Here is a 13,738-nt window from a genome sequence, read left to right as displayed (position 1 = left end):
AGGCGCTTAGACAGCTTTCTCTTCTTTTTTAACATAGTGGAGGATCAATCATGTGGAAAAAAGGAATGGCAAGCGCTGTTTTACTTGTGTTGATTGGTTTACTTGCGTGGAATGTATTCGGACCAAAAGAACCTGCCATCGGTCTTGAAACTGGGGACAAAGCCCCTGATTTTGAGCTCAAAACCCTTGATGGCAAAACGGCATCGTTATCTGATTATCGAGGGAAAAAAGTACTCCTCAATTTTTGGGCGACATGGTGTAAGCCTTGCCGAACAGAAATGCCAGATCTAGATGCAATTAGAAGTGAAAATGACCAAGTTGAGGTACTAGCGGTGAATTTGACGAACACTGAAAAGAGTGTGGATCACGTCGCCTCATTTATTGATGAACTTAAGGTCAGTTTTCCTGTTTTATTAGATCAAAAAGGTATTCAAGCGAGATATCAGGTACTTTCCTATCCGACGACATACATACTAGATGAAAAAGGGCGTATCCTGTCTGTAAAGCATCAAATGCTCACAAAAAAAGAAATTGAAAAAGAGCTGGATCTATAATGATTCAGCTCTTTTTTGCTTATTTTCTAAATGTTTTGGCGAAAATGGTATGAACAGAGTGGAGGTGGTGATAGACATGAGAAGAAGAAAGCGCCGTACATTTGAAGAACTTGTGCTTGAAAATAAAAAAGAATTATTAAGCAATGAGGAATTTTTAAACCAGCTTGAAGAAAAGTTGGAAGAGCGATTTAGACAGAAATAAGTTATGATTTGTCCTTTTTCGTTCATCCTAAAGAAGAGGGAGGGATGAATGATGGGTAGAGAGCATGATAAACAAGCGCAGTTTACACCAGACCATTTAGGGACAAAACCTGTAGCATACAAACGAAATAAAGGCAAAAAGATGCATAATAAATCGAATGAACAGCCAGATGTGATACAGACGAAGGGCGAATAATAGGAGGGAAGCATGATGAATGACAAGTCATATCAATCCAATCCAGATGATCGTTCTGACAATGTTGAGAAGCTGCAGGATATGATCGCAAACACACTTGAAAATATTGATGAATCTGAAGCAGCAATGGGTCTTTCAACAGAGGAAGAAAAGCAGATGATCAAGCAAAAAAATGAAAACCGTAGAACAAGTATTGACGCAATGCGTTCTGAAATAAAGGACGAGGAAGCAGCAAGAAAGAGCGGTTACACTGAATAAACCAGGGATTCCTGGTTTATTTTATTGCCTCTTTTTAGAAGAACCATTTGGAATGTGGTAAAATGTCAGAGACGTTAGGTTTTGATAGGAGAGCGATGAAAACGTGTATGTATCTAAAAAAGAAATAGAAGTCCGTTATGCAGAAACAGATCAAATGGGCATTGTGTATCATGCCAACTATTTAATTTGGATGGAAGTCGGCAGAACAGCGTTAATTAAAGAATTAGGCTTTTCCTATGCCCAGTTAGAGGCAGACGGTGTCCTTGCACCTGTTGTCGATCTTCAGATTCAATATAAGAAACCACTACTGTACGGTGAAACGGCTACAGTTCACACATGGATTGAAGAATATAACGGCGTGAAAACAGTGTATGGCTATGAAATACAAAAACCTGATGGACAAACGGCTATTACAGGGACCACCTCACATATTTGTGTGGACAAAGAAACCTTTAGACCGATTCAATTTAGAAAAGCTTTCCCTGCATGGCACAGCGTATACGAACAGTCCAAGAAGCAGGTTTGATTCATGGCATTTGGAATTAAAAGAAGAGATTTGAATGCTTGGAAATCAGCTGTTCGGCAAGGGAATGTGGCCTTTTTGACACACTATTGGCTTGATGACCGTTTTCCGCATGCGAATACTGTCACAAAGGCAGCCTGTCAGGATATAGAACAATTAATCGCTTGGGGACAAAAGCATGGATTAAAGAAAGAATGGATCCATGTTCGCGAAGGTTTTCCTCATTTTGATCTCATCGGTGATTCGCAAAAACGAATTTTACAAAAAGAGCGGTCGTTAGGAAACATTCAGGAGTATGGACTTTATATTGAGTGATAAACAAAAAAGATACCCGAGGGATGAGGTATCTTTTTTGTTTATTCATAATGAAATTCTGGTTCTTTCACGGACTCGTTATAATCAATATGCAGATCATGGTTGTCAAAATACCAAATATCACTTTCTTCCACAAAGAAAGTAATGCCTTCTACTTCAGCGGTTGCGCCGGCATTTTGAGGTTCATCTTTTGCGACGCCGAGAGAAAAGCCTTTTTGTACATTACTGCACCCGCCATATCTGACAAAAAAGCGAACATGATCACCTTTTTCTAAATCCAGTTCATTCTTGTACCAATTGAGTGCATCATCTTTTATCGTTAATTTCAATGTGATCGCCCCTTTTTGAAGTCATGCTGTTTTTAAATGCAGGATGCAAAAACAGCTTTTCTTTACTTTTACCACATATTTAAATTGATGAAACGGCTAAAGCCATTTGATTTTCGGTTCAGTTTTGTTGAGAATTCGTTTGAGGTTGGCGATGTGTCTGAAGATCACAAAGCCAGCAAGAACAGCAACAACAATAATTAAAAATAGATCTTGGGTGAATATGCTGTAAATGAATGTGTAGATCCCAGTCAGCATAGATGATAATGAAACATATTTACTAATGTATAAAAATAAGAAAAAAGCAGCGATCATCGTGATAAATAAGAACGGGGCATAAAATAACAGCACGCCGCCTGATGTAGCGACCGCTTTTCCCCCTTTAAATTTTGCAAAAACAGGAAAGCTGTGACCGATAACAGCAGCAACTCCTGCTAATAAGGGATGAATGTCCAGTTGCATGAAAAACGGTAAAGCCGAAGCAAGAGTCCCCTTTAAAATATCAGCTGTGATAACGATGGACCCTGCTTTCACACCTAGTGTACGGAATGCATTCGTCGCACCTAGGTTCCCGCTGCCATGTTCACGGATATCGATTCCCTTTGCAGCTTTCCCGACAATGAGACCTGATGGAATACTGCCGAGAAGATAAGCCAAAATAAACATCAAAGCAATTAACATCTGCATAACTCCTTTATATTCTCCCTCTTGTCTTACATTTTAACATGATCTTATGAAAAACATGGCGATCTTTTTTTGAAAAAAACGATGGCCGATGAATTCAGCTTTGTTTTTAACAAGAAATTCGCTAAAATAGAAGAAAAGGAGTGTCTGGATGAATCATCCTTCAAAACAAGAAATTGGGCGTATATTAAAAAGCAGTAAGCGAATTGCAGTTGTAGGTTTGTCAGATCAGCCGCACCGAACGTCCTATATGGTTTCAAAAGCCATGCAAGATGCCGGTTATGACATCATTCCTGTCAATCCAACGATTGATGAAGCACTTGGGATAAAAGCGGTCGCCTCTTTAAAAGACATAAAAGAGCCTGTTGATATCGTCAATGTCTTTAGACGTTCTGAGTTTTTGCCTGAGGTGGCGAAAGAATTTCTTGAAATAGACGCACCTGTTTTTTGGGCGCAGCAAGGCGTATATCATGAAGAGGCAAAAAGGCTGATTGAGGAAAATGGCAAGGTCGCCATCATGGACTTATGTATCAAAGTGGCTCATGCGATGACAAAAACTCATTAAATCGTCAAAAATCCTTGGTTTTTCAAGGATTTTTGCTTTTTTGTTGCAGAAATATATTTGCGATTCTAGAAGAAAGCGATAAAATAAGGCGACAGGGACCTATCGGTAACCTTGCATATCGAGAAAAAGAGCGATAAGATAAATATAGAACATTTGTTCTGTTTTGCTAAAACCATCATATGATTGCATTTGGCTTATGAAACAGTCTTGTTTATAATGGACTTCTAGTTCTGATTGCAGAATGTAGAACATTCTCATAACCGTGCAAAAGAGCATGTATCGCTGAATCACACATGCATGGTGATGATGCAGCTTATTAAAGTGGACAGTAATGAGCAGCATGATCATCATTAAAATCTAGAGAGATCATTGATGATTAGCCGGTTATGTTTGTTAGTGAAAGGGGATTAAGCATTTGGTTAAAAAGCAGCAAGTAGATTATAACGATGATTCTATTCAGGTGCTAGAGGGGCTTGAAGCCGTCCGTAAACGCCCAGGGATGTATATTGGATCGACGGATTCACGCGGTCTTCATCACCTTGTCTATGAGATTGTAGACAACTCTGTCGATGAAGTGCTCGCCGGCCATGGAGATCATATCATTGTCAAAATACATAAAGATAACAGCATTTCCGTCCAAGATAAAGGGCGCGGAATGCCTACTGGTATGCATAAGCTTGGAAAACCGACACCAGAAATCATTTTAACGGTCCTGCACGCAGGCGGAAAATTTGGTCAAGGCGGTTATAAAACAAGTGGTGGACTTCACGGGGTTGGGGCGTCCGTTGTGAACGCACTTTCAGAGTGGCTCACCGTGACGATAGAACGCGATGGATTTATTTATCACCAGCGCTTTGAACATGGCGGAAAGCCAGTCACATCACTTGAAAAAATCGGGAAAACGAAAAAGACCGGTACACTGATTCATTTTAAGCCAGATCCAACGATGTTCAGTGTCACCACCTATAATTTTGATACATTATCAGAGCGTTTAAGAGAATCAGCCTTTTTATTAAAAGGGCTAAAAATAGAGCTGATTGATGAGCGCCATGATGTACAGGAAACCTTTTATTATGAGACAGGTATTGAAGCGTTCGTTGCTTATTTAAACGAGGAAAAGGATGTACTTAGTGAAGTCGTTTCGTTTGAAGGGGAACATCAGTCCATTGAAGTCGATTTTGCCTTTCAATTTAACGACGGATATTCAGAAAATATTTTGTCGTTCGTCAATAACGTAAGAACCAAAGATGGCGGTACGCATGAGTCTGGTGCAAAAACGGCCATGACGAGAGCTTTTAATGAATATGCACGCAAAGTGACCCTTTTAAAAGAAAAAGACAAAAATTTAGAAGGTACAGATATTCGTGAAGGCCTGTCAGCTGTTATTTCTGTCAGAATTCCTGAAGAACTTCTTCAATTTGAAGGACAAACAAAAGGAAAGCTTGGAACGAGTGAGGCAAGGTCAGCTGTTGATGCCGTGATTTCTGAAAAATTGGCTTATTTTCTTGAAGAAAACCGCGAAACGGCGACACTGCTTGTGAAAAAAGCGATTAAAGCGCAGCAGGCAAGAGAAGCGGCTAGAAAAGCAAGAGAAGAAGCAAGGAGCGGCAAGAAACGGAAAAAATCTGAAGCAACACTCAGCGGAAAATTAACACCTGCTCAATCTAGAAACCCGGCAAGAAACGAACTGTATCTAGTAGAGGGCGACTCTGCTGGTGGATCAGCCAAGCAAGGACGTGATCGGAAATTCCAAGCGGTGCTGCCGCTTCGAGGAAAGGTCATTAATACAGAGAAAGCAAAGCTTGCGGATATTTTCAAAAACGAAGAAATCAACACCATTATCCATGCTATTGGCGGCGGGGTTGGTGTCGATTTTAATGTAGAAGACATCAATTATGACAAAATTGTCATTATGACAGATGCTGATACAGATGGTGCGCATATTCAGGTTCTATTGCTTACATTCTTCTACCGCTATATGAAGCCGCTGATTGAGCATGGCAAAGTATTCATTGCCCTTCCGCCTTTATATAAAGTTAGCAAAGGCTCAGGGAAGAAAGAAGTCATTGAATATGCTTGGTCTGATGAAGAAATGGATGATGTACTAAAGAAAGTTGGAAAAGGATATACGATTCAGCGCTATAAAGGTTTAGGTGAAATGAATGCCGACCAGCTATGGGAAACGACAATGAATCCAGAGTCGAGAACGCTTGTCAGGGTGAAGATCGATGATGCTGCACGGGTGGAGCGCCGCGTCACGACACTGATGGGTGACAAAGTAGAACCACGCCGTAAATGGATTGAAAAGAATGTCGCCTTTGGACTTGATGAGGAAAGCAACATTCTTGAAAATGAAAACTTGTCGCTAGCTGAGGAGGTTTAAACATGGCACAACAAGAACGATTTCATGATTTACCGTTAGAAGAAGTGATTGGGGACCGTTTTGGTCGCTATAGTAAATATATTATCCAAGATCGTGCACTTCCAGATGCACGTGATGGATTAAAGCCTGTACAACGAAGAATTTTATATGCGATGTATGCAGAAGGAAATACACAAGATAAAAACTTCCGTAAAGCTGCCAAAACAGTCGGTAACGTAATTGGTAACTATCATCCGCATGGTGATTCTTCTGTTTATGAAGCAATGGTGAGAATGAGCCAGGATTGGAAAGTGCGAAATGTGCTGATTGAGATGCATGGAAATAACGGGAGTATCGACGGAGATCCTCCTGCTGCCATGCGTTATACGGAAGCAAGGCTTTCTGCAATTGCATCAGAGCTTTTAAAAGACCTCGACAAGGAGACGGTCGAATTTGTCGCAAACTTTGATGATACAAGCAAAGAGCCTGTTGTCTTACCAGCGATGTTTCCCAACCTTCTTGTGAACGGGTCAACAGGGATTTCAGCCGGTTATGCGACTGATATTCCGCCGCACCACCTAGGAGAAGTGATTGATGGCGTGATTAAGCGAATTGAACAGCCGCATTGTACGGTTGAAGATTTAATGACAGTCATCAAAGGGCCTGATTTCCCAACAGGCGGGATCATTCAAGGTGTGGATGGTATTAAGAAGGCATATGAAACAGGAAAAGGAAAGATTATGATTCGCGGAAAAGCGGAGATTGAAACCATCCGCGGTGGACGCCAGCAAATCGTGATCACAGAAATTCCTTATGAAGTGAATAAGGCCAATCTTGTCAAAAAGATGGACGAGTTCCGCATTGAAAGAAAAGTAGAAGGGATTTCAGAAGTTCGGGATGAGACGGACCGTACCGGCCTTCGGATTGTTGTAGAGCTGAAAAAAGAAGCGGATGCGAATGGTGTCTTGAATTTCTTATATAAAAATTCTGATCTGCAAATCCCTTATAACTTTAATATGGTCGCGATACATAACAGAAGACCGACTTTAATGACGCTTACAACTGTACTAGACGCTTACATTGCTCATCAAAAAGAAGTGATGACGAACCGCTCAGCATACGAGCTTCGAAAAGCAAAAGAACGTCATCATATTGTAGATGGATTAATTAAAGCTCTTTCCATTTTAGATGAAGTCATTGCGACGATTCGTTCGTCTAATGATAAGCGTGATGCGAAAAACAATTTGATGGAGAAATATGATTTTACAGAAGCTCAATCAGAAGCGATTGTTTCTCTCCAGTTATATCGTTTAACAAATACAGATATCACTCAACTAAGAGACGAAGCAAGAGAGCTTGACGTGCGAATTGCAGAGCTTGAAGACATTTTAGCGAATGAGAAGAAGCTGTTTAAAGTCATTACGAACAACTTGAAGAAGTTGAAAAAGACGTATGCTGATGAAAGACGATCCGTCATTGAGGAAAAAATTGAAGAAATTAAGATTAACCTTGAAGTGATGATCGCATCAGAGGACGTGTACGTCACAGTCACAAAGGATGGATACATCAAACGGACGAGCCAGCGCTCCTATGCTGCATCAAACGGTAAGGACTTCGGTATGAAGGATACAGACCGACTGATTCACCAGTTTGAAATGAATACAACAGATGTTCTTCTGCTATTTACGAATAAAGGGAGCTACATTTACTGTCCAGTTCATCAGTTGCCAGATATACGCTGGAAAGACATGGGGCAGCACATTACGAATATTATTTCGATTGATCGCGATGAAACCATTCAAAAAGCGATCCCAATTAAAGAATTCGATGAATCATCGTATCTCTTGTTCTTCACAAAAGGCGGTATGGTGAAGAAAACAGAGCTTTTCCAATATAAAGCGCAGCGCTATTCAAAACCGCTTGTCGCCTTGAATTTAAAAGGTGATGATGAACTTGTAGATGTTCATGTCACAACAGGTCAGCAAGAATTGTTTATTGCAACGAAAAATGGCTATGGATTATGGTTTGATGAAGAAGAAGTGAGTGTGGTCGGTCCGAGAGCGGCTGGTGTGAAAGGCATCAATTTGAAGGACGGAGACGAGGTGGTCTCTGGACAAATCATTGATCCGAAGAACAATGTGCTTGTTCTTACGACACAAAGAGGTGCTGTGAAGCGGATGAACCTCTCTGAATTCGATAAGACATCAAGAGCAAAACGTGGAGTCATCATGCTAAGAGAATTAAAGAAAAACCCTCACAGAATTGTTGCTGTGATTGCTGCTTCACTGCACGATACACTTGAGATTGATACGGAAAAGGGTGCCACGATCCCGCTCGATATTTCCACACTAAGGGCAAATGATCGTTATAGCAATGGATCGTTTATATTAGATGAGGAAGAGCAGGGAGAAGTAACTCAAGTTCTTTTATCACCTGCTGCATCTGACCAAGATGACAATAAATAAGCAAAACGAAAACCCCCTGCGTAAGGCAGGGGGTTTTTTATGATGAGGTCAATTTAACTCTCGTGATTGCCAAACATGCTTGTGATGGCATGCACTACTTCAATTCCTTGGTAAACGAAAAGAGAAAGTGAAGTGACAGAGAATAGACCTAGAATGAATACTCTTAAGAAAAATAACATCGTGTAAAACCTCCCAATTTTTGTTTGATTTAAATGGTTGGGTTAACACGAGCTACTCGGAAATTCGAAGACTGGTAGAACACTGCAAGTAAATGCTTCTTTTTCCGGTCAAATCGATCAGTATAAGTGATGCGTGCAAATCCAGCTACCATACTGCCAATGACTAGCAGTGCTGTAAATGCCGCAAATACTGCGTTCACATGTTTTTGTTTCTTTTCATCGCCTGCTGTCTGAACGATTTTCATTTCATGTGATTCTTGATCAGCAACCACCTTTGCATGATGGTATACCTGAACGGAATGAGGCATTGAGAACAAATGAAAACTTGCAAGTGCTATGAATAAGACTGCTAATTTTAACAGCATATTTTTTTTCATTTTTCTCACCCCTTCCTGTTTATTTTCATGATCTTACCACGTTTTCAGTTATTTGAAAAGTCTTATTTTTTTACTTTCCCTCTTTAAAAAAGCGATAAACATCAAGACATCTATAGGACTGTTTCACTTCGTGAAAGGTTTCAATTTTATTTATTAAATTTAAAAAAAGTACCGAGATCAAATCTGGCACTTTTCAAAAAGAATGTATTGATGTCGGTTTTGCAACAGCTTTTGTAAAGATTCCCGCAATACAAATGGCAAACAGAACAAAAATAAACGCATGAAGCAGACCGACTTGATTGGCGAGCAGTCCTAAAACAGGGGGCCCTGATAGAGAGGCTGTATACCCAGATAAAGTGACGATACTGACACGTTTGACAGCATAGCGGCTATCATCACCAGCTGCTGAAATGGTCAGCGGGAAGCCTAAGGACGCGCCAAGTCCCCATAAAAAGATAGATATCATACACACGACGAGTGAAATCTTTAAAATCACCAAGAATAGTCCGGCGGCAGCAGATAAGATCGCGACTCTTAGCAATAACACCCTGCCAAAGCGATCAATGAAACGTCCGCTCAGTAATCTGCCACTAATCATCCCGCACAAAAATAATGCATAGATGACCGTACTCATTGAATGAGAAACCTGATAGCCATCAACCATTGCTAGTGGAATCCAATCATTTGCAGAACCTTCTACAAATGCGAGACATAAGGCAATCATCGCTAATGAGATCGTCCGTTTGTTCAGCCATGATGTTTGAGAAGCCTCAACTGATTCTGTCTGCGTCTTATCCGGATCTTTTCCTGTCCCGTGCGGAATAAACCGTGTACAAATCAGGATGCTGAGAAAGAAAAGGAGTGCAATGGTGAGAAGGTGAATGAGGACAGACACACCTAAATAAATAAAGAGTATTCCGGCACCTGCACCAATTAACGTTCCAATACTGAAAGAAGCATGCAAAATCGGCAGGATCGTTCTCTTGATCTGATACTCAATCTCCGTTCCTTCTAAGTTCATGGCAACATTGCACATGCCTGAGCCTGAACCAAAAAGAAAAAGACCAGCAGTGACAACCAGCGTAGAAGAGAGGGCCGCGCCGATTGCAAGGGTTGAGAATCCAATAAACATCAAAAAAGCGCTGACCACAATCGCCACTCGGCCGCCTTTTTTGCGAACGAATACATTGGAAAGAATCAGCCCGACAATGGAACCTACAGATAAGCCGAGTAAAATGAGTCCCATTGTGCCTGTATCTGCTTGCAATAAATCTCTCACTTCTGGTGTTCTTGAAAACCAAGTGGAGATGGAGATCCCAGACATCGTAAAAATAACAATAATCGCTTTATACCACTTTAATTTCATCTAATCCCTCATATCTATGTAGTCATACAGAACAAATCTACTCGATTATAAAGGAGACTTCTTGATTCGTAAATAACATGAGGGAGGATCATCATGAAGAAAATATTCCAACTTCATCATTCTTTGATAGAATAAAGACAAAAGGGGCGATACATATGTCATATCGAATAGGTATTTTAAAGGGAGACGGGATTGGACCGGAAATTGTTGATTCTAGTATGCGTATTTTAAAGACAGCGTTGTCACAGTTCAATGAACTATTTGTGGAATTTGTAGAGTGTCCTATCGGTGCTGAAGCCATTCATTCTCATCAAGATCCAGTGCCAGCTTCTACTATAGCCGCCTTGAAAAAATGCCATGGCTGGATATTAGGACCTCATGATTCAGCTTCATATCCTGATCAATTGAAAGAAAGAAGAAATCCAAGTGGAGAACTGCGTCATACATTTGATTTATTTGCAAATATTCGTCCATCGCAATCGCTGCCAGGTGTGAAAAGCGTTGCCAATGGCGTCGACCTTGTCATTTTTCGAGAAAATACAGAAGGCTTTTATCCAGACCGGAATATGTATCAGGGGACAGGAGAGTGGATGATTACACCAGATGTCGCCATATCTACAGGTGTGTTTACAAAAAAAGCAATTACCCGTATTGCCCACGCAGCTTTTCAACGTGCAGTGGAGAGGAGGGGGAAAGTCACCATTGTTCATAAAGCGAACGTGATCAAATTAGGATCTGGCTTGTTTTTACGAACATGTCAAGAGGTAGCGAAAGCATATCCACAAGTGGAGGTTGAGGATATTCATATTGATGCGATGGCTGCTCATTTAGTGAGACGTGCAGGTGATTTTGATGTGATTGTGACAGAAAATATGTTTGGCGACATTTTATCTGATCTTGCAGGGGAACTAGTCGGCAGTTTAGGAATGGCACCCTCATTAAATTGCAACGAAAATCAAGCGATGGCACAGGCGGCACATGGTTCAGCACCTGATATAGCTGGTCAAAATATAGCCAATCCAATGGGCATGATTCTTTCTACAGTAATGCTTTGTAACTGGCTACATGTGAAATATCAAGATGAAAGATTAAAACAGACAGCCAGTCTGATCGAACATACTCTTGATGAGACCTTAAAAAAGAACTTGAAAACGAAGGATTTAGGAGGAAATGAGACGACAACACAATTCACCGAGGCATTCATTCAAACGATGAATGAATTTTCAATAAAAGGGAGATGAACATGAAAACAGAAAAAGAAAAGATGATCAAGGGAGAATACTATCACCCAAATGATCACACATTGATGGCAGATCGAGCAAAAGCACGACAATTGACATTTGCCTATCAGCAAACAAATGAGCCATCACAGAGAAAGGCCATTTTAAAGGAGCTTTTAGGCGCTTGCGGAGAAGATGTGGTATTTGAAGGCAGAATACAATGTGATTATGGATACAATATCGAGGTTGGCGAGCATTTTTTTGCAAATTTTGATGCTGTGTTATTAGATGTTTGCAAGATTACAATTGGACATCATTGTTTGTTAGGTCCGAATGTACATATATACACAGCTGGACATCCGTTAAATCCAGAAGAACGTCAAACAGGTATTGAATTCGGCAAACCAGTCACAATTGGACATCATGTATGGATTGGCGGCGGCGCCATTATCAATCCAGGTGTGACAATCGGAGATCATGCTGTCATTGCATCAGGAGCCGTTGTGACAAAAGATGTTCCGTCAAATGTGATTGTTGGCGGGAATCCTGCAAAAATCTTAAAACATTTAGAGGAATGAAAATCTGACGAATCAACCGTTGGATTTTTCATTTTTTGTTTTATCTCAATAAGATAAGTATACTTAATAATGAGACAAAGAAAATTCAATTGTTGTTTAACTTCCTAGAATATATATTATGTAAACTAGAGTTTGAAAATATTGATTTGGATCATTCATGTTGTGTGAAAGAATTTTTAGACTCTTCTTCTTTATGTATTCATACATTGATAAAACCATCGTCTATTTTTATCTAACCTCATCTCTTTTTCATTTCAAAACCTCTACGACCTCTTCTCGATAAAATTAAATCGGTCGTAGAGTTTGGGCTTTTTTGAGCTTCCTTGCTTTGTTACTAAACTTGTTCCTACAGTAAATTAAATATGATGAGATATTTCTTTTAAAAATTGCTTTCTCTTTTCATCGGTTGTTAAGTTCACTCTAGAAAAATGAATCCATTTCGTGGATTCATTTTTCAATCCCAAATCAGCTAGAGTTCTGTTAATAAAAACGCTTTGAATGGCATTTCCAGCTTCCGATTCAATATAATCCTTATCTGTTGTAGATGTTGAGATCACGGTTGTTTTTTTTATATTTGTCAATAAACCTTTCAAAGCACCAGTGTGTTGATCTTCCGTAAATGCGAAACCTCTTAACATCACTTTATCAATAAATCCTTTTAAAATAGCAGGTAAATCCCACCACCAGACAGGGAATATAAATACCAATTCTGTTGACTGTTTTAATTTTTCTTGATAATCCTTCACTAATGGATAAGGCGTTTCTCCTTTATGAAAATGTTTTAATTCTTCAGCTGTAAAAACAGGATTAAATCCATCTTTATATAAATCGATCACTTGAAACGGTTCTTTCTTTGTTTCTAATTTTTCTGTTATGGAAGTCAAAATGGCATGATTATAACTTCCATCCCAAGGATGTGCATAGACAATCGTTTTCATTATTCATTCACCCTTTTTATGAGTTTTGCATCATTTTTTGATGTACATTCATTTTATTGTATGCTATAACATACTACAAGTACGGTAATCAAAGTGTGATACTAACCCAAAGGAGAGTATAAAATGAATGAGGAGTCCTTCCAGACGAAAGCTGAGCTAAAAGATACTGGTTTTGGGTATACTTTGTCATTAATTGGTGGGAAATATAAAATGCCGGTTCTGTATGCTTTATATTCAAACGATGGTCCTGTTCGCTATAATCAGCTGAAACGTAAGCTCGGAACGATTTCTTTTAAAACATTAACCAATACACTAAAAGAGCTTGAAGCGGATCACTTAATTCATCGTAAAGAATATCCCCAAGTGCCTCCAAAAGTAGAATATAGTTTATCTGAAAAGGGTTTATCACTGATGCCTGTATTAGATGAGGTATGTTATTGGGGAGAGGAACAAATGAAAAATAATTAGGTAGTGTGGAAAGAAAGCTACTACGGTTTAAACATGCTTTCTAAAGTAGCTTTCTTCTCATCTTATATCAATCCGATTGGCTCATTTTGTTGATGTACTAACTCCATTCCTTCTGCCAGATAGAGAGCGTTCTTTTTATCTATATCATCATCAGGCCAGTTGA

At 39.7% G+C, this 13,738-nt stretch carries 18 protein-coding genes; 12 read left to right on the top strand and 6 right to left on the bottom strand.

What is annotated here, in order from left to right:
* Nucleotides 1-50: 50 nt before the first annotated feature.
* The 6 genes from MHH23_RS12230 to MHH23_RS12205 all read left to right on the top strand — a co-directional run bounded on the left by MHH23_RS12230 (nucleotide 51) and on the right by MHH23_RS12205 (nucleotide 2,047).
* Nucleotides 51-554 carry a TlpA family protein disulfide reductase gene (locus tag MHH23_RS12230; RefSeq protein ID WP_008343807.1) on the top strand — a complete coding sequence of 168 codons (504 nt, stop codon included), beginning with the start codon at nucleotides 51-53 and terminating at the stop codon, nucleotides 552-554.
* 76 nt (nucleotides 555-630) lie between these two features.
* Entirely contained in the window at nucleotides 631-756 is a 126-nt protein-coding gene (locus tag MHH23_RS12225) for an FbpB family small basic protein (protein ID WP_003211002.1), read from the top strand.
* Nucleotides 757-807: 51 nt separating this feature from the next.
* On the top strand, nucleotides 808-951 hold the full coding sequence (locus tag MHH23_RS12220; protein WP_008357830.1) for an acid-soluble spore protein N: 144 nt from the start codon (nucleotides 808-810) through the stop codon (nucleotides 949-951).
* A gap of 15 nt (nucleotides 952-966) precedes the next feature.
* On the top strand, nucleotides 967-1,209 hold the full coding sequence (gene tlp / locus MHH23_RS12215) for a small acid-soluble spore protein Tlp (RefSeq protein ID WP_268431571.1): 243 nt from the start codon (nucleotides 967-969) through the stop codon (nucleotides 1,207-1,209).
* 103 nt (nucleotides 1,210-1,312) lie between these two features.
* Entirely contained in the window at nucleotides 1,313-1,735 is a 423-nt protein-coding gene (locus tag MHH23_RS12210) for an acyl-CoA thioesterase (protein ID WP_268431570.1), read from the top strand.
* A 3-nt stretch (nucleotides 1,736-1,738) separates the two neighbouring features.
* Nucleotides 1,739-2,047 (top strand): hypothetical protein, encoded by a 309-nt coding sequence (locus MHH23_RS12205; protein ID WP_007499327.1) that lies wholly within the window; start codon nucleotides 1,739-1,741, stop codon nucleotides 2,045-2,047.
* A gap of 41 nt (nucleotides 2,048-2,088) precedes the next feature.
* On the opposite strand, the gene MHH23_RS12200 is transcribed toward MHH23_RS12205, so the two are convergent.
* Together MHH23_RS12200 and plsY are read right to left on the bottom strand one after the other, a co-directional pair.
* The gene (locus MHH23_RS12200) at nucleotides 2,089-2,376 is read right to left on the bottom strand and encodes a HesB/YadR/YfhF family protein (RefSeq protein WP_008343795.1); all 288 of its coding nucleotides are present in this window, start codon (nucleotides 2,374-2,376) and stop codon (nucleotides 2,089-2,091) included.
* Nucleotides 2,377-2,472: 96 nt separating this feature from the next.
* Nucleotides 2,473-3,054, bottom strand: a complete 582-nt coding sequence (gene plsY / locus MHH23_RS12195) for a glycerol-3-phosphate 1-O-acyltransferase PlsY (RefSeq protein ID WP_008343794.1) — start codon at nucleotides 3,052-3,054, stop codon at nucleotides 2,473-2,475.
* A gap of 154 nt (nucleotides 3,055-3,208) precedes the next feature.
* Here plsY and MHH23_RS12190 point away from each other — a divergent pair, with 154 nt between their 5' ends.
* The 3 genes from MHH23_RS12190 (at nucleotide 3,209) to parC (ending at nucleotide 8,449) form a co-directional block, all read left to right on the top strand.
* On the top strand, nucleotides 3,209-3,622 hold the full coding sequence (locus MHH23_RS12190) for a CoA-binding protein (protein ID WP_268431569.1): 414 nt from the start codon (nucleotides 3,209-3,211) through the stop codon (nucleotides 3,620-3,622).
* Between the two features lie 415 nt (nucleotides 3,623-4,037).
* Nucleotides 4,038-6,005, top strand: a complete 1,968-nt coding sequence (gene parE, locus MHH23_RS12185) for a DNA topoisomerase IV subunit B (RefSeq protein WP_007499323.1) — start codon at nucleotides 4,038-4,040, stop codon at nucleotides 6,003-6,005.
* 2 nt (nucleotides 6,006-6,007) lie between these two features.
* Nucleotides 6,008-8,449, top strand: a complete 2,442-nt coding sequence (gene parC, locus MHH23_RS12180; RefSeq protein ID WP_144665502.1) for a DNA topoisomerase IV subunit A — start codon at nucleotides 6,008-6,010, stop codon at nucleotides 8,447-8,449.
* A gap of 53 nt (nucleotides 8,450-8,502) precedes the next feature.
* Here parC and MHH23_RS12175 read toward each other — a convergent pair whose 3' ends face one another.
* The 3 genes from MHH23_RS12175 to MHH23_RS12165 all read right to left on the bottom strand — a co-directional run bounded on the left by MHH23_RS12175 (nucleotide 8,503) and on the right by MHH23_RS12165 (nucleotide 10,371).
* Nucleotides 8,503-8,628, bottom strand: coding sequence for a hypothetical protein (locus tag MHH23_RS12175; RefSeq protein ID WP_008343787.1), 126 nt, complete (start codon nucleotides 8,626-8,628; stop codon nucleotides 8,503-8,505).
* Nucleotides 8,629-8,657: 29 nt separating this feature from the next.
* Nucleotides 8,658-9,005, bottom strand: coding sequence for a hypothetical protein (locus MHH23_RS12170; protein WP_138278565.1), 348 nt, complete (start codon nucleotides 9,003-9,005; stop codon nucleotides 8,658-8,660).
* A 193-nt stretch (nucleotides 9,006-9,198) separates the two neighbouring features.
* Nucleotides 9,199-10,371 carry an MFS transporter gene (locus tag MHH23_RS12165; RefSeq protein WP_047946220.1) on the bottom strand — a complete coding sequence of 391 codons (1,173 nt, stop codon included), beginning with the start codon at nucleotides 10,369-10,371 and terminating at the stop codon, nucleotides 9,199-9,201.
* Between the two features lie 77 nt (nucleotides 10,372-10,448).
* Between MHH23_RS12165 and MHH23_RS12160 the strand changes: the two genes are divergently transcribed.
* The gene (locus MHH23_RS12160; protein WP_268372917.1) at nucleotides 10,449-11,612 is read left to right on the top strand and encodes an isocitrate/isopropylmalate dehydrogenase family protein; all 1,164 of its coding nucleotides are present in this window, start codon (nucleotides 10,449-10,451) and stop codon (nucleotides 11,610-11,612) included.
* A 2-nt stretch (nucleotides 11,613-11,614) separates the two neighbouring features.
* Nucleotides 11,615-12,169 carry a sugar O-acetyltransferase gene (locus tag MHH23_RS12155; protein WP_024719077.1) on the top strand — a complete coding sequence of 185 codons (555 nt, stop codon included), beginning with the start codon at nucleotides 11,615-11,617 and terminating at the stop codon, nucleotides 12,167-12,169.
* 356 nt (nucleotides 12,170-12,525) lie between these two features.
* Here MHH23_RS12155 and MHH23_RS12150 read toward each other — a convergent pair whose 3' ends face one another.
* Nucleotides 12,526-13,107, bottom strand: coding sequence for an NAD(P)H-dependent oxidoreductase (locus MHH23_RS12150; protein ID WP_340959575.1), 582 nt, complete (start codon nucleotides 13,105-13,107; stop codon nucleotides 12,526-12,528).
* 123 nt (nucleotides 13,108-13,230) lie between these two features.
* On the opposite strand from MHH23_RS12150, the gene MHH23_RS12145 reads away from it, so the two are divergent.
* Nucleotides 13,231-13,575, top strand: a complete 345-nt coding sequence (locus MHH23_RS12145; protein ID WP_340959574.1) for a winged helix-turn-helix transcriptional regulator — start codon at nucleotides 13,231-13,233, stop codon at nucleotides 13,573-13,575.
* The last annotated feature ends 163 nt before the right edge of the window (nucleotides 13,576-13,738 follow it).

This window comes from Bacillus sp. FSL K6-3458 (assembly GCF_038005045.1).
Taxonomy (GTDB): Bacteria; Bacillota; Bacilli; order Bacillales; family Bacillaceae; genus Bacillus; species Bacillus altitudinis.
Note: the sequence above shows the minus strand (reverse complement) of the source record. Positions and strands in the feature narration are given on the sequence as shown.